This window comes from Nonomuraea sp. NPDC049709 (genome assembly GCF_040674815.1).
In the GTDB taxonomy this organism is placed as follows: Bacteria; Actinomycetota; Actinomycetes; order Streptosporangiales; family Streptosporangiaceae; genus Nonomuraea.
The window spans coordinates 1-18,402 of the sequence record NZ_JBFANM010000042.1; the positions used below are offsets into that span (position 1 = coordinate 1).

The following is an 18,402-nucleotide window of genomic DNA, read 5'->3' on the forward strand; positions in this document are numbered from 1 at the left end:
GCCCCCCCCCTCCCCCCCCGCCATCCCCACCTATACCCCCCGCCCCGCCGGGGGGGGCCCCCCCCCCGGGCCCCCCCCCCGCCACCAACCGACCCGCCGTGGACATCCCGCCGGGGCATCCCCCGCCCCGGCGGACCATCGCGAGAGGAGACAGATGAGAACCGGAGTATGGCTGATCGGCGCACGAGGATCGGTCGCGGTCACCAGCATGCTCGGGGCGCTGGCGGTCCGGGCGGGCCTGGCCGAACCTACCGGGTGCGTCCTGGAGTCGCCCGAACTGCACAGCGACGCCCTCCCCGGCATCGGGGACCTGGTCTTCGGCGGCCACGACATCTCCTCGATCCCCCTGGGCAAGAAGGCCGCCGCCCTGGCCGAGGCGGGAATCGTCCCCGGGCGGCCGGCCGAGGCCGTACGCGACGCGCTGTCCGAGGTCGAGCAGGACGTCCTGCCCCTGCCGGTCCACGACACCCAGGCCGAGACCGCCGACGCCATCGGCGCCGACCTGGACCGCTTCCGCCGGCGGCACGGGCTGGACCGCGTCGTCGTGATCAACGTGTCGACCACCGAACCGGCCCCGCCACCCCATCCCGCCCACGCCGATCTCGACGCGCTGCGCGCCGCGCTGGGCGGCCTGGAGGCCGTCCTGCCGCCCAGCGCGCTGGCCGCCTACGCCGCCCTGCGAGCCGGCTGCCCGTACGTCGACTTCACCCCCTCCACCGGGGCCCGCCTGCCCGCCCTCGACACGCTGGCCCGCAGGGAGGGGCTCCCGTACGCGGGCCACGACGGCAAGACCGGCGAGACCCTGGTCAAGTCGGTGCTCGCCCCGATGTTCGCCCAGCGCAACCTGAAGGTGCGCACCTGGTCGGGGATCAACCTGCTGGGCGGCGGCGACGGCGCCAACCTCGCCCAGCCGGCCGCCAACGCGGCCAAGTCCGCCAGCAAACAACGCGTGCTCGCCGAGACGCTCGGCTACGTCCCGCAGGGTGACACCCGGATCGACTTCGTCGAGGACCTCGGCGACTTCAAGAGCGCCTGGGACCTGATCTCCTTCGAGGGCTTCCTCGGAACCCGCATGCGCATGGAGTTCACCTGGCACGGCTGCGACTCGGCGCTGGCCGCGCCGCTGATCCTGGACCTGGCGCGGCTGACCGCGGCCGCGCATCGGGCCGGGCGCACGGGCCCGCTCACCGAACTGGCCTTCTTCTTCAAGGACCCCCTCGGAGACGTACCGCACGGGCTGGCCGAGCAGTGGCAGGCGTTGCGGGCCGCCGTTGACGCACTCGGCGCGCGCGGGGAGGGGCAGACGACGCGATGACGGCGCCGGGACCCGGCTAGGACGCGGGCGGAGCGCCGGGCACCCCCAGCAGCGGCAGCCACACCCTGTCCACGATCTCGACGATCGACTCGTCCGGCACCGCGCGCATCGTCATGAACATGTCGTGGCGCAGCAGGTCCAGCGGCAGGTTCACCACGCGGGACGGACGTGGCACGTCGGGCAGCTCGCCGCGCCCGACCGCGCGGGCGACGATCATCTCGAAGGCGGTCGCCTGGCCCGGCGGCACGAGGGTGTCGCGTAGCTCGCCGAGGCTGGTGCCGGTGTCGTGGAAGTAGCCTCCCAGCCGCACGCTCATCAACGTGATCATGCCGGCGCGGTCGGCGTCGGCGTTGCGCAGGAAGCCGATCGCGTCGTCGCGGAGGTTGCCGGTGTCGGGCACCTCGATCGGCTGCCAGAACCTGGTGAGCGTGGCCAGCAGCAGGTCGTCGCGCTGCGGCCAGCGCCGGTAGAGCACGGGACGGCTCGTGCCGGCGCGGGCGGCGACCGCTTCGTAGGTGAAGCCGTGATATCCGTGCTCGACCAGCACGTCCCATGCGGCGTCGAGGAGCGCGTCCTCGAGTTCGGGGCCGCGTCTACGGGCTGCGCCGCTGTCACGGGTCGTGTCGCCGTCGGCACGACGTTCCGCCGCCCGCGCCCCGATCGCGCCGCCCTCTTCGCGCCCGCCTGTGATCCGCTCGTTCTTACGATTCACTTGCGTATCTTATCGTGGGGACCTCCGGTGTTCACCGAGCTCCGCGGCGGACCCCGGCGGCCTCAAGCAGGCCCTGGTCCGGTGGTTCGGCCCCCGCCCATGGCCGGGCCGATACGTACAAGCGTACGCAATATATGTACTGTTGTACGTATGATGGCCAACCTTGACGACCGTTCGATGCGGGAGCGGATGCTCGCCGGTGACCTGTACGTCGCCGACGACCCGGAACTGGCCGAGCGCCTGCTGCGCGCCGCCGACCTGATGGACGCCTTCAACGCCACGTCGGCCCGCGACCCGCGGGAGCAGCGCCGGCTGCTCACCGAGTTGCTCGGCGCGGTCGGCGAGGGCACGGTGATCCGGCCGCCGCTGCGCGTCGACTACGGCAGCCACCTCCGCATCGGCGCCCGCTCGTTCGCCAACTTCGGCCTCGTCGCCCTGGACGTCGCGCCGATCACCATCGGCGACGACGTCCAGATCGGGACGAACGTGCAGCTCCTGACGCCGACCCACCCGGTGGACCCGGAGCTGCGGAGGGCCAAGTGGGAGGCCGCCCAGCCGATCACCATCGGCGACAACGTGTGGCTGGGCAGCGGGGCGATCGTCCTGCCCGGGGTGACGATCGGGGAGAACACGGTCGTCGGCGCCGGCGCGGTGGTCACCCGCGATCTCCCGGCGAACGTCGTCGCGGCCGGCAACCCGGCCCGCGTGATCCGTACGATCGAGCCGGGCACGGCATGAGCACTCCCGCCATCCCGCGGCGGCAGCGGCGGCACGACCCCGGGCGGCGGGACCGGCTGATCGACGCCGCGCTCACCGTCATCGCCGAGCGCGGCGTCGCCGGGACGACGCACCGGGAGATCGCCCGCGCCGCGGACGTGCCGCTGGGCTCGATGACGTACCACTTCGCGTCCCTGGAGGAGGTGCTCGCCGAGGCGTTCACCCGGCACGCCGACGCCGTGGCCCGCGTCTTCGACGAGCGTCTGAGCGCCGCCCGCGACCGTGACGAGGCCGTCGAGGCCGTCATCACGCTGGTGGCGGACGACCTGCTCGGCTCCCGGCACGACCTCGTCCTCACGGCGGAGCTGTACGTGGCCGCGGCCCGCAACCCGGCCCTCCTGGCCGTCACCCAGGCGTGGATGGCCCGCAGCCGGCAGGCGCTGGAACGCCACTTCGACGCCACCACCGCCCGCGAGCTCGACGCGCTCATCGAAGGGCTCACGCTGCACAGCGCCCTGTCGACCGACCCGATGACACCGGAGCAGATCCGCCACGCCATCCACCGGTACCTGCGCTGACCCCCTCCCCGCACCCACCCGCCAGGCAGGAACCGGGAACCGGTGACCGCGTTCCTGCGCGGCCGGGCCGAGAATTGAGCCGGATCCGATGGGGAACGAGACAAGGAGTGCCTGATGATCGTTGCGCGGGAGTTCGAGATCCGGCGGCTTCCGGTGGGTGCCGCCGCTGATGACGGGCTGATGGCCGAGCTCGCGGATCTGGTGAACGAGGTGTACGCGGTCGCCGAGGAGGGCTTGTGGGCCGGTGGCGTCGCCCGTACGTCCGTGGCGGAGATCGCCGGTTACGTCAAGGCGGAGGAGATCGCCGTGGCGCTCGTGGACGGGCGGATCGCCGGGTGCGTGCGGGTGCGGGAGGTCGACGGCGACACGAGCGAGTTCGGGATGCTGGCCGCCTCGCCCCGGCATCGGGGCTTGGGGCTGGGGCGGGAGCTCGTACGCTTCGCCGAGCGGCTCGGCCGGGCGGAGGGGCGCGGGGTCATGCAGCTGGAGCTGCTGATGCCGCGGGACTGGCGGCATCCGTCCAAGGAGTTCCTGGCCGCCTGGTACGGCCGGATCGGCTATCGGCCGGTCGCCACGGGGGTGGTGGAGCGGGACTACCCGCACCTGGCGCCGCACCTGGCCACGCCCTGCCACTTCGTGATCTACCGCAAGGACCTGGAGGCGGTCACTCCACATCGGTCTAACACGTCGTCATGAATATGTGGCATATGTGAGGCCGGTGATCCGGAGGCGGGGATCGGCCGGTAGCGGGTGTGGGTCAGTGCGCCTCCTGGATCGGGGGCAGACCGGCGTACACGTTCCTGGCGTTCCCGGCGAGGACGGCCGCGGCCACCTTGCCGGGCACCAGTCCGGCGACGGCACGCGCGTTGGCGGCGGTGCCGGGCACGCCCGGCCAGTCGGTGCCGAAGATCCACTTGCGGGCGAGGCGGGCGAGGTCGAACTTGGCGTAGTACTCCGGCAGCCGTTTGGGCGGCAGGCCGGACAGCTCCAGCCAGACGGTGTCGTGGGACAGGGCGAGGAAGGCGGCGGCGTCGTACCACCAGCCGCGCCCGCCGTGCGCGAGCACGACGTTGAGCCCGGGGAAGTCACGGATCACCGGGATGAGGAAGCGCGGGTCGGCGTTCTCGTTGGCGGCGCCGGGGAAGGAGCTGGTGCCGCAGTGGACGACGAGCGGGACGGCACGTTCTTCGAGCACGTGGTACGCCCGGTACAGCGCCGCGTCGTCGCAGCGGAAGCCGCCGTGCACAGGATGCAGCTTGAGCGCGGCGGCTCCGAGGTCGAGTTGCCGGCGTACCTCGGCGGCGATCGGGAAGTGCAGGTGCGGGTTGACGTTGGCGACCGGGCGGAAGCGGGCCGGGTTGTGCTCGACGATGGGCAGCAGGTCCTCGAACGCCTGCGTGCCGGTCGCCTTGGGGCTGTACTCGCAGAACAGCAGCGCGACGTCCACGCCCTCGGCCGCGAAGATCTCGTCCAGGCGAGCCGGGCGCGGCCGGCCCTCGCGATCCCAGGCGTCCTCCATGACGCCGTCCGCGCCGAAGTCGCGGGCCCACCGCCGCCAGGCCGGCCTGAGGGTGCCGAGCAGCGGCACGTGGACGTGCGCGTCGATGAGCGGGAGGCCGTCGATCATGGCAGCACCTTCGCGGTGACCTGCTCGCGCGCGCCGGCGTCGCGGGCGCTCATCCGGGCAGCCCCCCGCCGGCCAGGTCCGCGACGATCCGGCGGACCTTGAAGCGCTGGATCTTGCCGGTCGCGGTCTTGGGCAGCCGGTCGAGGAAGATCACCTGACGGGGCCGCTTGAACGCGGCCAGGCCGTCGCGGCACCACTGGATCAGCTCGCCGGCGGTGACCGGGCTCCGGACGACGACGCAGGCGACCGGCTTGTCGAGCCCGTGCTCGTCCGCCAGGCCGACCACCGCGGCCTCCTCGACCTGAGGATGCTCCAGCAGGCGGCTCTCGACCTCCACCGGCGAGACCCAGATGCCGCCCGCCTTGAGCAGGTCGTTGCTGCGGCCCAGGCAGGTGTAGTAGCCGTCGGGGGAGCGGACGTAGGTGTCGCCGGTGTTGAGCCACTCGCCCGCGAACACCGCCCGGCCGGCGTCGGCCCGCCGCCAGTAGCCCAGGGCGACGGACCCGCCCCGCACGTGCAGGGAGCCGGGCTGCCCGTCGGGTACGGGGGCGCCCTCCGCGTCACGCAGCTCGATGTCGTAGCCGGGCACCGGCCGGCCCGTGGTGCCGGGGCGCACCTCGCCGGGCCGGTTGGACAGGAAGATGTGCAGGGCCTCGGTGGAGCCGATGCCGTCGATGATCTCCACGCCGAAGCGCCGGGTGAAGCGGTCCTGCAGGGGCGCGGGCAGCGCCTCTCCCGCCGAGGCGCCCAGCCGTACCGACATGAAGGTGTCCTCGGGCAGGCCGGCGCCGAGCAGCGCGGCGTAGAAGGTGGGGACCCCGAAGAACAACGTCGGCCGGTCGGCGGCCAGGCGCTCGGCGGTCACGGCGGGGCTGGGACGGCGCGGTTCGAGCAGCGTCGCCGCGCCGGCCGCGAGGGGGAAGAACATCGAGTTGCCGATGCCGTAGGCGAAGAAGAGCTTGGCGACGGAGAAGCAGACGTCGTCGGGGCGGATGCCGAGCACCTGGTCGCCGTAGGTCTCGCAGACGTGCCGGATGCCGGCGTGGCGGTGCATGGCGCCCTTGGGGGCGCCGGTCGTTCCGGAGGTGTAGAGCCACAGCGCCCAGGAGTCCTCCAGCGTGCCGGCGGGCTCGCGCAGCCCGGCCGGCGCCCGCTCCCCGTCCGCGAGGAGGTCCTGCCAGGTCAGCGAGGTGATCCCGGCGGGCGCGGGCAGCGGTTCGGGGCCGTCGCACACCAGGTGGCGCACCTCGGGCGCCATGGTGAGCGCCTCCTGGACCTGCGGGCCGTACTCGGCGCTCGCCACCACCACGCTCGCGCCGGAGTCGGCGATGATCGTGCCGAGCTCCTTGGCCCCTAGCATCGTGGAGACCGGTACGGCGACGAATCCGGCGCAGAAGGCCGCCAGGATGCCGGTGAACATGGGCACGTCGTCGCCGGTGACGAACAGCACCCGATCGTCGCGCCGCAGGTCCAGCCCGCGCAGCCCCGCGGTGGCCGCGGAGACCAGCGCCGACAGCCCGGCGTAGGTGAGCGTGGTCCCGGCGCGGACGGCGACGCGGTCGCCCCGGCCTTCGCGCACGTGGCGGTGGCAGAGCCAGACGCCGGCGTTGAACTCGCTCCCGCTCATGGTCACACCCGCTCGAGGTCGTAGTCGCCCTTGCGGCCGGTGCCGTAGCGGCGCAGGGCGCCGTCGGGGCCGGAGGCGTTCGGGCGGACGAAGATCCAGTTCTGCCAGGCGGTGAGCCGGCCGAAGATCTTGGTTTCCACGGTCTCCGGCCCGACGAAGCGGTGGTTGGCCTCCATGCCGGTCAGCGCGTCCGGCGAGAGCGAGGCGCGCTCTTCCAGGACGATGCGGAGTTCTTCCGCGAAGTCGATGTCGTCCATGGCCACGGTGACCAGGCCGAGCTCCAGCGCGGCGGCGGCGTCCAGCGGCTCGCCGAGCCGGGCGCGCACGGCTTCGAGCCCGGCGTCGTCGCCCCAGAAGCGGGACCGCAGGCGCGACAGGCCGTTGCCCATCGGGTAGTCGCCGTCGTTGGACGGGCTGAGGACGATCGCGGCGGGGCCGCCGTCGTCGCGGTCCTCGTAGACGCCCTCCAGCATGTACTGCCGGTCGGCGGCCAGCGCCAGTTCGGCCAGCAGCCCGGCGAAGGCGGTGCCCGGGTCGATGACGGCGATGAGGCTGCGGCTGGTGACGTCGAGGCGTTTGAGCGTGCGTTTGTAGTAGTGGCGCACCTCGTTGGCGAACCAGTCGTCCGCTTCGTGGAGCTGGGTGTCGTAGGCCAGCACCCGTTCGGGGTCGCCGGCGGTGCGCAGCACCCAGATGCCGAGGTCCAGCTCGTTGGTACGCAGGTGCAGGATGAGGTCGTCCAGCGCCCGGGTCATGGCCAGCGGCCAGTAGTCCGCTCCCCGGGCGGCGGGGTCGGCGGGCGGGGTGTCGTGGGGGCCGGACACCGTGATCTCGACCCTGCGGTTCGCCCGGTCGATCCGGGCGGACACGTACGGGTAGGTGATGGTGTCGCCCTCGTCGCCGCGGTCGAGCGGCGTCAGGACGACGCCCTTGGCGCCCGAGGGGCGCCGGGACGCCCGCACCGCCTCGCCGGCGCGCCTGGCGACCTCCTCGGAGAAGGCGTTGCGCGGAACGGTGGCGTCGACCAGGCCCCATTCGCGGGCGGTCTTGCCGCGCAGGCCCTCGGACCTGGTGGCGAACACATCGGCGCGGTCCTTGCGTACGTGCCGCTTGTCCACCACGCGGGTCAGGCCGCCGGTGCCGGGCAGCACGCCGAGCAGCGGCACCTCGGGCAGCGAGACGGCCGAGGAGCCGTCGTCGATGAGGACGATCTGGTCGCAGGCCAGCGCCAGCTCGTAGCCGCCGCCCGCGGCGGTGCCGTTGAGCGCGGCGATCCAGGTCTGGCCGGAGTGCTCGGTGGCGTCCTCGATGCCGTTGCGGGTCTCATTGGTGAACTTGCAGAAGTTCACCTTCCACGGGTGCGAGGACTGGGCGAGCATGCGGATGTTGGCTCCGGCGCAGAACATCCGGTCCAGGCCGCCGGTCACGACGACCGCCTTGACCTCCGGGTGCTCGAAGCGCAGCCGCTGGACGAGGTCGTACAGCTCGATGTCGACGCCGAGGTCGTAGGAGTTCATCTTGAGCTCGTAACCGGGGACGAGGCCGCCGTGCTCGTCCACGCGCAAGGTGACGGTGGCCACCCCGCCGTCCACCTCAAGCGTCCAGTGGCGGTAGCGGTCCGGCGAGGTCGCGAAGCGGACCATCGGTGAGGTTCCAGCGGTGACAGTCAATGCGTGCTCCGAGGATTCGGGACCTTAGCCCCTCATATTCGACTTGATATAGGAGTAGCGTCAAGGCTTTGTAGTATTTACTGATGCGCTTCCGTGACCCCGGTCCGGATTACGGGCAGGCGTGCCTGACCTGAGAGAATGCGCGTCACGGAGCTTCGGACGAGGGAGGGAGCGGTGGCCCCGAGCGAACCGCGCACGCCCGATGGCGGCCGGTCGGCCGTGCCCGCGGAACGCCCGCAGGACAGGACGTCCGCCAGCGCCCGGTCCTTGCTGCTGACCATCCTCGGAGAGTTCGTCATGCCCCGCCGCGGCGAGATGTGGACCGGCAGCCTGATCGAGGCCCTCGCGTCCCTCGGCGTGGAGGAGAAGTCCGCCCGGCAGGCCCTGTCCCGCACCGCGGCCGAGGGGCTGCTGCAGTCGGAGCGGCACGGCCGCAAAGTGCGCTGGATCCTGTCGGAGGCGGGGGACCGGCTGCTGCGCGAGGGCGCCGAGCGGATCTACGGCTTCATGCGCCGGCCGCACACATGGGACGGCCGCTGGCTCGTGCTCACCGCGGGCGTGCCCGAGACCCAGCGTCAGCTCCGCCACCGGCTGCGCACCAAGCTCACCTGGCTGGGCCTCGGCTCGCCGGCTCCGGGGCTGTGGGTGGTGCCCGACGCCTCCAAGGAGGCCGAGGTGCGCGAGGTCGTCCGGGAGCTCGACCTCGCCGATCGGGCCTACGCCTGGACCGGTCCGTCGGCGGGCATCGGCGACACCACGAAGATCATCACGGCCGCCTGGGACCTCGACGACGTCGAGAAGCGCTATCTGAGCTTCATCGAACGTTTCGAACGCCGCACGGTCTCCTCCGACCGCGAGGCGTTCGTCAACCAGGTGCTGCTCATCCAGGAGTGGCGGCGCTTCCCGTTCCTCGACCCCGACCTGCCCGCCGAGCTGCTCGACCACGCCTGGCCCGGCACCCGGGCGGCCGCCGTCTTCCACGACCTGCACAACCGGTGGCACCGGCGCGCCCAGTCCGAGTGGGACCGCATGGAGGAGGAGGCGGCCGCGCGGCACTAGAGCAGCCCTTCGTCGGCCAGGTGCACGTAGTCGAACTCGACCGGCTGGTCGTTGATGCCGGTCTTCGGCGGGGCGATCCAGCCGGCGAACTTGCCGTACTCGTACTCGGGGACCATGAGGGAGGCCACCTTCTCGCGGTCCTCGGCCGTGGGGAGCCAGGTGTGGGCGCGGGCCTGCCAGGCGGCCTCGTCCACGACCTCGCCGTGCGGGGTGACGTGGTGGCCGGCGTAGACGCCGACCTTGCGGTTGAAGCCCTCGTGCGGCAGGTAGAGCCGCTCGTCCAGGCCGGCGTCCTCCAGCGCCTGGTTCCAGCGGCGCACGCCGTGGGCGCAGTCGGTGGTGTACTCGTCGCGCAGGTCGAGGTTGAGGGCGCTGAGCATGGGGACGGTCCTGGTCGTGATCCGGCCGTCAGCGACGTAGCGCAGCTCGCGGGTGGCCTCCAGCAGGACGTGGTCGTCCTTGCGCCGGGTCTCCATCCAGCGGCCCTTGAGCCCCGAGGTGTAGTAGTTGCCGGCGTTGGTGGACTGCTCGGAGCCGAACAGGTCCATGGAGACGGAGAACTGGAAGTTCAGGTACTTCTGGATGATGTCGAGCGGGATGCCCCCGTGGGGCAGGATGTCGGCGGTGCCGTGCCGCCTCATCAGCTCGGCCGTGCGCTCCAGCGTGCGCTGCACCCCGGTGGTGCCCACGAACATGTGGTGGGCCTCCTCCTTGAGCATGAACTGGCAGGTGCGCGCGAGGGGGTCGAACGCCGACTCCTTCAGCGTGCCGAGCTGGTACTTGCCGTCGCGGTCGGTGAAGTAGGTGAACATGAAGAACTGCAGCCAGTCGGTGGTCTCCTCGTTGAACGCGCCGAGGATGCGGGGCGCGTCGAGGTTGCCGGAGTTGCGCTTGAGCAGCTGCTCGGCCTCCTCGCGGCCCTCCCGGCCGAAGTAGGCGTGCAGCAGGTAGACCATGGCCCACAGGTGGCGGCCCTCTTCCACGTTGACCTGGAAGAGGTTGCGCAGGTCGTAGATGCTGGGCGCGGTGTTGCCGAGGACGCGCTGCTGCTCCACGCTGGCGGGCTCGGTGTCGCCCTGCACGACGATCAGCCGCATCAGGTCGGCCCGGTGCTCGCCGGGCACCTCCTGCCAGGCGGGCTCGCCCTTGTGCTTGCCGAAGCCGACCGTGCGGTCGGGGTCGCGCTCGGCCAGGAAGATGCCCCAGCGGTACTCCTCCATGGGGACGTGGTCGAAGTGTGCCCACCCGTCGCGCCCGACGGCGACCGCGGTGCGCAGGTAGACGTCCTTGGTCGGCAGGGCCGGGCCGAGCGTCTTCCACCAGTCCAGGAACTTCGGCTGCCAGCTCTCCAGCGCGCGCTGCAGGCGGCGGTCGCTCGCCAGGTCGACGTTGTTGGGGATGCGCTCGCTGTAGTCGACGCGGCTGAGCGGGCCGGAGGGTGAGGGTGCGGCGCCGGTGCGGGAGTCAGTGGACATGGCTACTCCTTGCTGATGGACACACTCCTCAACATGCCACATTCTTATCGCGACACAGAAGGTATGTGTAGCAAGTATTGTGCGGCCGGGGCGATAACGGCAGCTCAGGGTGCGGATCGCCGCCGCGGATCCGGCCGGTGCCGCGACCGCGCCGGGGTCGGCCGCGATGAACGGGCGTCGAAGGTCTCGATTGGTTACACGCTATTGACGTCACAACAGGCGTCTGTAGATTCTGGGCGCACCGTCTCAGCACGGGGGCGCGCCGAGCCATCTCCCTGGAGTGTTGCCATGCACGTTCTCTCCATCGATCTGCGCACGTTACGCACCAGCACGGCCGTCCTCGCCCTGACGACGGCCGCTGTCGTGCTCTCGGGTTGCGCCGGCTCGAGTCTCGACCAGTCCGGCGGTGGCCAGGCCGGCGACGCGGTGAAGATCGGGTTGCTGGTGCCGCTGTCGGGCGTCTACGCGCCGCTCGGCGAGGACATGCGCAACGGCTTCCAGCTCTATCTCGACCAGCACGCCGGCAAACTCGGCAACCGTACCGTCGAGGTGGTCAGTGCCGACGAGGGCGAGGGCCCGCAGACCGGCGTGCCGGCCGCGCAGAAGCTGGTGACGCAGGACCAGGCCACCGCGGTGGTCGGCGTCGTCAACTCCGCCACCGCACTGGGCCTGCGCGACTTCTTCCACGAGTCCAAGAAACCGCTGCTGGTGGCGAACGCGGGCGCGGACGACATCACCGGCGCCCGCAAGTCCGCGTATGTGTGGCGCACCAGCTTCGCCAACGGGAAGGTCGCGGCCCCGCTGGGCCCCGCCGTGGCCAAGGAGGTCAAGGGCGGCGTCTACCTCATCGCCGCCGACTACGCCGCCGGCCGGGAGATGGTCGCCGGGTTCCGCAAGACGTTCGAGGCGGCGGGCGGCAAGGTGGCGGGGGAGAAGTACACCCCCTTCGGCAAGACCCAGGATTTCCAGCCCTTCCTGTCGGCGATCCGCGGCTCCGACGCCAAGGCCGTCTACGCCTTCTACGCCGGCGCGGAGGCCGTGAGCTTCGTCAAGCAGTACCAGCAGTTCGGGCTGGCCGACAGCACACCGCTGTACGGCACCGGCTTCCTGACCGAGGGCGGCGTGCTCGACGCCCAGGGCGACGCCGCAGTGGGCGTGAAGACCTCGCTCCACTACTCCTCGGAACTGGACACCCCGCGCAACAAGGAGTTCGTGGACGCCTACCGCAAGGCCTACGACGAGGCCCCGACGGTGTACGCGGTGCAGGCCTACGACGCCGCGTCGGTGCTGGACAAGGCGCTCGCCAACGCCCCCGGCGGCACCGGCGACGAACTGGTCAAGGCGCTGGGCACGGTGGGGACCGTCGACAGCCCCCGGGGCGGGTGGAGCTTCGACGCCGACCACGACGCCCAGCAGAAGTACTACCTGCGGGAGGTCCGCTCCACCGGCGGCACCGTGGTCAATGCCGTCCTCAGCGAGCTGAGCTGATGGTCACGTACCTGGTGAGCGTGCTCAACGGCCTGGCGATGGGCTCGTTGCTGTTCGCCATCGCGCTCGGCCTGTCGCTGGTGTTCGGCATGATGGACGTGCTCAACCTCGCCCACGGAGCGGTTTACCTGGTCGGCGCGTACATCGTGGTCGCGCTGACCGCCGGCGAGGGCGGCCTGCCGGCCTTCGTCCTGGCGGTGCTGGTCGCCGCCGCGGTGGGGGCCGTGCTCGGCGGCGTGCTCGCCGGCCTGTCGCGGGCCACGCCGCACCACCTCGACCAGGCCCTGCTCACCCTCGGCGCCTCGCTGGTGGTCGCCGAGACGCTGTCGGCGGTCTTCGGCAACGAGGTGCACTCCGTCGCCGCGCCCGCGTCGGTGGCGGGGAGCGTCTCCGTGTTCGGCCAGGCCTACCCGGTCTACCGGCTGCTGGTGATCGGCTTCGGGGCGGTGCTCGCCGTGGGCGTCTACGTGCTGGTCGAGCGGAGCCGGCTCGGCTCGCTGATCCGCGCGACCGTCGCCGATCGCGGCATGGTGTCCGCGCTGGGCATCAACACCGGCAGGGTGCTCGTCGGGGTCTTCGCCGCGGGAGCGGGGCTCGCGGCCGTCGGCGGCGTGCTGGCCGGGCCCATCCTGGGCGCCGCGCCGGGCCTGGACGAGAAGGTGCTGCTGCTCGCGCTGGTCGTGGTGGTCATCGGCGGGCTGGGCTCCGTTCGCGGCGCGCTGCTCGGCGCCGTGCTGATCGGGCAGGTCCAGGCCCTCGGCACCGCGCTGCTGCCCGAGTACGCGTCCTTCCTGATCTTCGGGGCGATGGGCCTGGTGCTCCTGGTGCGCCCGGCGGGCCTGCTGCCCGCGCGGAAGGCGGTGCCCGCGTGAAGGCGGCCTGCCGGACCGCGACTCCGGCGGCCGATCGGACGGAAGCGGTGGAGGCGTGAAGGCCACCTACGAGACGGCCACGTCGGCGGCCGATCGGACGGAAGCGGTGGACGACAGCCGGCCCAGGCGGATCGCCCGCAAGGCCCTCGTGGCCGTGCCGGTGCTCGTGCTGCTCGCGGCGGCGCCCCTGGTGCTGGGCGTCTACCCGGTGTCGACCATGACCCGGATCCTCGCCTTCGCCGTGCTGGTGCTCAGCGTCGACCTGCTGACCGGGGTCACGGGGCTGCCCACCCTGGGGCAGGCGGCCTACTTCGGCGCCGGCGCCTACACCGCCGCGCTGGTGGGCATCCACCTCACCTCCGACGCGGCCGTCCAGGCACTCGCCGGCCTGGCCGCCGGTCTGATCACCGCAGCCCTCACCGGCTGGGTGGCGGTCCGAGCCCGGGGCATCGTCTTCCTGATGCTGACGCTTGCCATCGGCGAGTCGGTGCACCAGGTGGCCGACACCTGGCCGGCCGTGGGCGCCGGGAACGGGCTGGCCGGGATGCCGCCGATCAGCCTGTTCGGCGGCCCGCCGCTCACCGCCGCCGGGTTCGTCTACTGGTGGGTGCTCGCGGTGGCGGTCATCGTCTTCGCGGCGGTCGCGCTGGTCGTGCGCTCCCCGTACGGCAGGACGTTGCGCGGCATCCGCGACAACGAGCCCCGGCTGCGGGCCCTGGGCTACCGACCCGCGCTCGCCCGGTACGGCGTGTTCTGCCTCGCCGGAGCCGTCGCGGGCACCGGCGGGGCGCTGTGGGCGGCGCATGCCCGGTTCGTCTCGCCCGGGGACCTGGCCTTCGAGGTCGCGGCGCTCGCCCTGCTCAGCGTGGTGATCGGCGGCGCCGGCAGCCTGTGGGGCCCCTGCCTGGGAGCGGCCCTGGTGCTGCTGGTCCGCGACAACCTGTCGGCCTCCATCGGCGGCCACGGCCCGCTGGTGCTGGGCCTGGTCTTCGTGGCCGTGGTCTTCCTGCTCCCGCGCGGCCTTGCCGGTCTCACGGCTGGTCTCACCGCCGGCCTCACCGCCGGTCTCCGCCGCCGTCATCGGAAGGAGCGAATCCCGTGACGCCTCTGCTGGAGCTGCGCGGCCTCACCCGCGCCTACGGGTCGCTCCGGGCCGTCGACGGCGTGGACCTGTCCGTGCTGCCGGGGGAGCGGCACGCTCTCATCGGGCCGAACGGGGCCGGCAAGTCGACGCTGTTCGCCACCGTGGCCGGAACGTTGCCGGCCACCGGAGGGAGCGTGCTGTTCGGCGGCGACGACATCACGGCGCTGCCGGAGCCCGAGCGTGCCCGGCGTGGCCTGCTGCGCACCTACCAGCACGCCAGCCTCTTCCTGAACTGCTCCGTCCTGGACAACGTCGCCCTCGCCGTCCAGCGCGTCCACCGCGTGGCGCACCGCTTCGACCGGGCCGCGCGCCGCTTCCGCCGTACCGAGGCCGAGGCGCGCCGCCACCTGGAATCGGTCGGGCTGACCGGGCGGGCGGGAGACCGGGCCGCCGCGCTGTCCCACGGCGAGCGCAGGCAGCTCGAGGTGGCGATGGTGCTGGCCGCGCAGCCAGCCCTGGTCATGTTCGACGAGCCCACCGCGGGCATGTCCGCCGCCGAGACCGAACGCTTCGCCGACCTGGTCGAACGCCTGCCGGACAGCCTGACCCTGCTCATCGTCGAGCACGACTTGGACGTGGTCTTCCGCCTGGCCGGCCGGGTGACCGTCCTGCACCTGGGGCGAGTCCTGGCCTCCGGCTCTCCCGAGCAGATCCGGGCCGACGGCGAGGTCCAGCGGGCCTACCTCGGCTCGGCCAGAACCGACGACCTCTTCACCGGAGACTCCCGATGACGGACGTGCTCACCGTACGGGAGCTGCGCGCGGGCTACGCGGGCACCACCGTGCTCGACGGCGTCGACCTCACCGTGCCCGAGGGCGGCGTCGTGGCGCTGCTCGGCCGCAACGGCGCAGGCAAGACCACCTTCGTCCACACCGTCATGGGCCTGCTCAAGCCGTACGCGGGCAGCGTCCGCGTCGGCGACCGCGAACTCGCCGGGGCCGCCGCGCACACCGTCGCCCGCAGCGGCGTTGCCATCGTCCCGCAGGGCCGCCGCGTGTTCGCACCCCTCACCGTGGCGGAGAACCTGGGCCTCGCGGCCCGCCGCGGACAGCCGACGTGGACGGTGGAACGCGTCTACGAGCTGATGCCGCGCCTGGCCGAGCGCCGCGCCCACCGCGGTGACCAGCTGTCGGGCGGGGAGCAGCAGATGCTGGCGATCGGCCGGGCCCTGCTGCGCGCTCCGCGCCTGCTCCTGCTGGACGAGCCGTCCGACGGCCTCGCCCCCGCCGTCGTCGACCAGGTCGCGGGCCTGCTGGAAGGGCTGCGCGGCGAGGGCATCGCGATCGTGCTCGTGGAGCAGGACCTGCACCTGGCCTTCCGCCTGGCGGACGAGGTGGCGGTCATGCAGAAGGGACGGATCGTGCACCGGGGTTCGACCGCCGACTTCCGCGCCGATCGCACCCGCGCCCACGCTCTTCTCGGCGTCGGCTGACCCGCGGCATTGGAATGCTCGTGGGACGACAATGGGGGCTTGTTTGCCGAAGGCCCCGTGCGCCGGCGTGCTGATCTGGGCAAATAGGGCTAGGGGCATTCCCAGCCTGTCGGTGCATTGATCGGATGGTAAGTCATGAATTCTGGCAATTTCCCTAGCTCGTCAGCTCCGTTGCAGCTGGCCGCCGGAGAGTCAAGCCAATTCATCGACATCGAGACGACCGACTCGAACCGGACGATGCTGGTACGAGTCACGGCCTTCGCCCCTGACGGCCACAATGACGGCGGCAGGCCGCCGCTGATCCACCTCGCGGCCGGCACGGGACCCGTGGTGGAGGTCACGGAATTCCCCGAGACGCAGCAGGTCGCCGATGCCGAGAACCACATTGCCGGCTCGGCGACCTGGATGCGGAAGAACCTCGACGTGTACCTCGTACGAGTAGCTCTCGATCGCCCCGGAAGTAACTGGCGCATTCAGATCGTCAATGACGATTCCGACACACGTACTTTTCAGTTCATGAGTCTCGGCGGTGCGAAGATTCGTGACGAGAGCGACTGGCCGGATTCCGACCTGATCTATTGCGGTTCGTTCCCGTGCGCATGCACCCGTCATGAAGGCAGCCTCACGACGGAGTGCCCTTCCTGCGGTCACAAGAGCCAGCCGGCGTGAGGTGGCCGGACCGCCTGCGGCGCGTCAGGCGAAATCGGCCGCTGTCATGCCGGCCGGATGCCCGGGCGGCCACTGCACGAGCTCGATCCGGTAGCCGTCGGGGTCGGTGAGCCATGACGTCCGGACCCCCGGCCCCGGTTCCGCCGGTGGCTCGGCCGTGACGCCCTTGGCCGCGAGGTCGGCGATCGTGGCGTCGAGGTCGTCCACCTGGACGACGAGGTGGTTGACGGCGCTGGTGTCCTCGACCGGTCTGGCGGGGTCGTGCACGAGCTCGAGGCTGACGAACGGGTCGTCGGGCAGCTGGAGCATGGTCAGGCTGCCGAACTTCGTGTCGGGGACGCCGCCGAGCTCGGCGTACCCGAGCGCGGTGTAGAAGTCGAGCGAGCGTTCCAGGTCGGTGACCCGCAGCCCGAGATGCAGCATGCGCATGATCGGCAGAGTAGTGCCGGCGGGACGGGGGCACCACTCCCCACCGCGGCCCTGCGGGACGGCGGCCCGATCGGGCGCACACGGCATACCGGCGGCATACCCGCGCTCACTACGCTGACGGGCCTGCCGCCTGATCATGTCCTAAGGAACCCCTCGTGATCCGTCTCGTGCTCGTGACCGTCTTCTCCGTGCTGCTGTCGCTGATCTCCGGCGTGTCCCACGCCGATGCCCCCGCCGTGGTGGGCACGGCGGGCAACCTCATCCGGGAGGAGGAGCCGCGGGCCGACGGGATCAGGCACGTGGACACCAAGGCGATCCTCGCGGGGCTGGCGGCACTCGACGCGAACACCTACGTGTACCCGATGGCCGGTGACAACGTGCACTGGACCGACCTGCGGGACGAGTTCCTGCCGGCGGCCAGGCAGGCCGGGATCAGCGTGTGGGTGCTGGTGTACGCGCCGAGCCAGGCAGCCGTCTCCCGGCCGTTCAAGAACGACTACGTCGCCTGGTCCCGCGAGATCGCCACCCTCGCCAAGAGCTCTCCCAACCTGGTCGGCTGGACGGTGGACGACTACGCCTACGATCTTTCGACGTTCACCCCCGCCTACGTCGGGCAGATGCGGGCCGCGGCCGAGGCGGTCAGCCCCGCGCTGAAGTTCGTGCCGACCGTCTACTACAGCCAGTTCACCGACGCGTTCATCGCCGGGCAGGTCCCGCTCCTCGACGGGGTGATCTTCCCCTTCCGCGACGAGCCGCACCGGGACACCTCGTGGACGTGGAGCCTGTCGTACCAGGTCAAGCAGCTCGCCGCGCGGCTGCCCGGCACCGAGGTCTACCTGATGCCGTACGCCCATCCGCTGAGCCACGCCGCCCAGAAGCCGACGGTCTCCTACGTCGAGGCGATCACCAGGAAGGGGATCGAGCTCGTCCGTACCGGAGAGCTCGCCGGGATCCTGCAGTACAAGCTGCCGTTCGTGTCCCGCGACCAGGGCTGGACGCGCCCCGCGACGGACAACCTGGCCCGCACCGGCAGCGGACGGCTGAGCTTCGTCGTCCAGACCGGCACCGCCACCAAGCCCGGGATGGCCTGCGGGGCGACGCGGACCGCGACCCTGACACCGGGCGCGGCCACGCGCGCGGTGAGCTTCTGGCACCGCGACACCAGCGGCTCCACGAGCCCGTCCGGCTACCACAGGAAGCAGCTCCTGCTCAACGGCCAGCTGGTCTGGGACCGGGACGTCACCGCCGACGCGGGGAACGTCTGGCAGAAGGTGACGGTCGACCTGACGGCCAGGCTGGCGGGGGCGACGAGCGCGAAGCTGCAGTGGCGGCTGTACGAGCGCAAGGGCGTGAGCAACTACTTCATCGACGCGAGCGTGGACGACATCGCGCTCACCGGCCTGCAGCTGAGCGACCCCGGCGTGGAGAACGCCACCACCTGGACGGCCGGGCTGGCGCGGACGGGCGGCCCGGTCTACTGCTCCGCCCAGGTCTACCACCAGAACTACGGCGCCGATCTCGGCGCGCGCCTGGCCAGGCTGTACGCCGCCGGGTAGCCGCGGACCCCGCCGACCGGTTCCCGCACCCG

The 18,402-nt window shown here is 71.8% G+C and carries 18 protein-coding genes; 12 read left to right on the top strand and 6 right to left on the bottom strand.

Annotated features, from left to right (window positions below):
* The first annotated feature begins 154 nt into the window (after positions 1–154).
* Complete coding sequence (locus tag AB0J69_RS35595; protein WP_364126649.1) at positions 155–1,315, top strand: inositol-3-phosphate synthase; 1,161 nt, start codon at positions 155–157, stop codon at positions 1,313–1,315.
* Between the two features lie 16 nt (positions 1,316–1,331).
* On the opposite strand, the gene AB0J69_RS35600 is transcribed toward AB0J69_RS35595, so the two are convergent.
* Positions 1,332–2,027 carry a TetR/AcrR family transcriptional regulator gene (locus tag AB0J69_RS35600; protein WP_364126653.1) on the bottom strand — a complete coding sequence of 232 codons (696 nt, stop codon included), beginning with the start codon at positions 2,025–2,027 and terminating at the stop codon, positions 1,332–1,334.
* A gap of 150 nt (positions 2,028–2,177) precedes the next feature.
* Here AB0J69_RS35600 and AB0J69_RS35605 point away from each other — a divergent pair, with 150 nt between their 5' ends.
* The 3 genes from AB0J69_RS35605 (at position 2,178) to AB0J69_RS35615 (ending at position 4,018) form a co-directional block, all read left to right on the top strand.
* Positions 2,178–2,765, top strand: a complete 588-nt coding sequence (locus tag AB0J69_RS35605) for a sugar O-acetyltransferase (RefSeq protein WP_364126656.1) — start codon at positions 2,178–2,180, stop codon at positions 2,763–2,765.
* A complete protein-coding gene (locus AB0J69_RS35610) occupies positions 2,762–3,322 on the top strand; it encodes a TetR family transcriptional regulator (RefSeq protein WP_364126659.1) in 561 nt (186 codons plus the stop codon). Before AB0J69_RS35605 ends, AB0J69_RS35610 begins: the two co-directional genes overlap by 4 nt.
* Before the next feature lie 114 nt (positions 3,323–3,436).
* Entirely contained in the window at positions 3,437–4,018 is a 582-nt protein-coding gene (locus tag AB0J69_RS35615) for a GNAT family N-acetyltransferase (RefSeq protein WP_364126662.1), read from the top strand.
* 61 nt (positions 4,019–4,079) lie between these two features.
* Here AB0J69_RS35615 and AB0J69_RS35620 read toward each other — a convergent pair whose 3' ends face one another.
* The 3 genes from AB0J69_RS35620 to boxC are packed head-to-tail and all read right to left on the bottom strand — an operon-like array spanning position 4,080 to position 8,219.
* On the bottom strand, positions 4,080–4,949 hold the full coding sequence (locus AB0J69_RS35620) for an amidohydrolase family protein (RefSeq protein ID WP_364126665.1): 870 nt from the start codon (positions 4,947–4,949) through the stop codon (positions 4,080–4,082).
* Positions 4,950–4,998: 49 nt separating this feature from the next.
* A complete protein-coding gene (locus AB0J69_RS35625) occupies positions 4,999–6,576 on the bottom strand; it encodes a benzoate-CoA ligase family protein (RefSeq protein ID WP_364126668.1) in 1,578 nt (525 codons plus the stop codon).
* 2 nt (positions 6,577–6,578) lie between these two features.
* Entirely contained in the window at positions 6,579–8,219 is a 1,641-nt protein-coding gene (gene boxC / locus AB0J69_RS35630; protein ID WP_364126671.1) for a 2,3-epoxybenzoyl-CoA dihydrolase, read from the bottom strand.
* A 201-nt stretch (positions 8,220–8,420) separates the two neighbouring features.
* Here boxC and AB0J69_RS35635 point away from each other — a divergent pair, with 201 nt between their 5' ends.
* On the top strand, positions 8,421–9,305 hold the full coding sequence (locus AB0J69_RS35635; RefSeq protein ID WP_364126674.1) for a PaaX family transcriptional regulator C-terminal domain-containing protein: 885 nt from the start codon (positions 8,421–8,423) through the stop codon (positions 9,303–9,305).
* Here the strand turns inward: AB0J69_RS35635 and boxB are convergent.
* Positions 9,302–10,780 carry a benzoyl-CoA 2,3-epoxidase subunit BoxB gene (gene boxB / locus AB0J69_RS35640; protein WP_364126676.1) on the bottom strand — a complete coding sequence of 493 codons (1,479 nt, stop codon included), beginning with the start codon at positions 10,778–10,780 and terminating at the stop codon, positions 9,302–9,304. The genes AB0J69_RS35635 and boxB overlap by 4 nt on opposite strands.
* Positions 10,781–11,068: 288 nt before the next feature.
* Between boxB and AB0J69_RS35645 the strand changes: the two genes are divergently transcribed.
* The 6 genes from AB0J69_RS35645 to AB0J69_RS35670 all read left to right on the top strand — a co-directional run bounded on the left by AB0J69_RS35645 (position 11,069) and on the right by AB0J69_RS35670 (position 16,385).
* Positions 11,069–12,268 carry an ABC transporter substrate-binding protein gene (locus tag AB0J69_RS35645; RefSeq protein WP_364126679.1) on the top strand — a complete coding sequence of 400 codons (1,200 nt, stop codon included), beginning with the start codon at positions 11,069–11,071 and terminating at the stop codon, positions 12,266–12,268.
* Complete coding sequence (locus tag AB0J69_RS35650) at positions 12,268–13,140, top strand: branched-chain amino acid ABC transporter permease (protein ID WP_364126681.1); 873 nt, start codon at positions 12,268–12,270, stop codon at positions 13,138–13,140. Before AB0J69_RS35645 ends, AB0J69_RS35650 begins: the two co-directional genes overlap by 1 nt.
* A gap of 55 nt (positions 13,141–13,195) precedes the next feature.
* On the top strand, positions 13,196–14,242 hold the full coding sequence (locus AB0J69_RS35655) for a branched-chain amino acid ABC transporter permease (RefSeq protein ID WP_364126684.1): 1,047 nt from the start codon (positions 13,196–13,198) through the stop codon (positions 14,240–14,242).
* Positions 14,239–15,015, top strand: a complete 777-nt coding sequence (locus AB0J69_RS35660; protein ID WP_364126686.1) for an ABC transporter ATP-binding protein — start codon at positions 14,239–14,241, stop codon at positions 15,013–15,015. Before AB0J69_RS35655 ends, AB0J69_RS35660 begins: the two co-directional genes overlap by 4 nt.
* Entirely contained in the window at positions 15,012–15,716 is a 705-nt protein-coding gene (locus AB0J69_RS35665; protein WP_364126689.1) for an ABC transporter ATP-binding protein, read from the top strand. The genes AB0J69_RS35660 and AB0J69_RS35665 overlap by 4 nt, the downstream gene beginning before the upstream one ends.
* 135 nt (positions 15,717–15,851) lie before the next feature.
* The gene (locus tag AB0J69_RS35670; RefSeq protein WP_364126692.1) at positions 15,852–16,385 is read left to right on the top strand and encodes a hypothetical protein; all 534 of its coding nucleotides are present in this window, start codon (positions 15,852–15,854) and stop codon (positions 16,383–16,385) included.
* Positions 16,386–16,409: 24 nt separating this feature from the next.
* Here the strand turns inward: AB0J69_RS35670 and AB0J69_RS35675 are convergent, their stop codons facing one another.
* Entirely contained in the window at positions 16,410–16,814 is a 405-nt protein-coding gene (locus tag AB0J69_RS35675) for a VOC family protein (RefSeq protein WP_364126694.1), read from the bottom strand.
* 155 nt (positions 16,815–16,969) lie between these two features.
* Here AB0J69_RS35675 and AB0J69_RS35680 point away from each other — a divergent pair, with 155 nt between their 5' ends.
* Positions 16,970–18,370, top strand: coding sequence for a hypothetical protein (locus tag AB0J69_RS35680; RefSeq protein ID WP_364126697.1), 1,401 nt, complete (start codon positions 16,970–16,972; stop codon positions 18,368–18,370).
* The last annotated feature ends 32 nt before the right edge of the window (positions 18,371–18,402 follow it).

Excerpts from the sequence above, each read along its gene's own strand:
- AB0J69_RS35675 (WP_364126694.1), bottom strand. The coding sequence starts at position 16,814 with ATGCGCATGCTGCATCTCGGGCTGCGGGTCACCGACCTGGAACGCTCG.
- AB0J69_RS35605 (WP_364126656.1), top strand. The coding sequence starts at position 2,178 with ATGATGGCCAACCTTGACGACCGTTCGATGCGGGAGCGGATGCTCGCC.
- AB0J69_RS35615 (WP_364126662.1), top strand. The coding sequence starts at position 3,437 with ATGATCGTTGCGCGGGAGTTCGAGATCCGGCGGCTTCCGGTGGGTGCC.
- AB0J69_RS35625 (WP_364126668.1), bottom strand. The coding sequence starts at position 6,576 with ATGAGCGGGAGCGAGTTCAACGCCGGCGTCTGGCTCTGCCACCGCCAC.
- AB0J69_RS35595 (WP_364126649.1), top strand. The coding sequence starts at position 155 with ATGAGAACCGGAGTATGGCTGATCGGCGCACGAGGATCGGTCGCGGTC.
- AB0J69_RS35650 (WP_364126681.1), top strand. The coding sequence starts at position 12,268 with ATGGTCACGTACCTGGTGAGCGTGCTCAACGGCCTGGCGATGGGCTCG.
- AB0J69_RS35665 (WP_364126689.1), top strand. The coding sequence starts at position 15,012 with ATGACGGACGTGCTCACCGTACGGGAGCTGCGCGCGGGCTACGCGGGC.
- AB0J69_RS35620 (WP_364126665.1), bottom strand. The coding sequence starts at position 4,949 with ATGATCGACGGCCTCCCGCTCATCGACGCGCACGTCCACGTGCCGCTG.
- boxB (WP_364126676.1), bottom strand. The coding sequence starts at position 10,780 with ATGTCCACTGACTCCCGCACCGGCGCCGCACCCTCACCCTCCGGCCCG.
- AB0J69_RS35645 (WP_364126679.1), top strand. The coding sequence starts at position 11,069 with ATGCACGTTCTCTCCATCGATCTGCGCACGTTACGCACCAGCACGGCC.
- AB0J69_RS35670 (WP_364126692.1), top strand. The coding sequence starts at position 15,852 with ATGAATTCTGGCAATTTCCCTAGCTCGTCAGCTCCGTTGCAGCTGGCC.
- AB0J69_RS35610 (WP_364126659.1), top strand. The coding sequence starts at position 2,762 with ATGAGCACTCCCGCCATCCCGCGGCGGCAGCGGCGGCACGACCCCGGG.
- boxC (WP_364126671.1), bottom strand. The coding sequence starts at position 8,219 with ATGGTCCGCTTCGCGACCTCGCCGGACCGCTACCGCCACTGGACGCTT.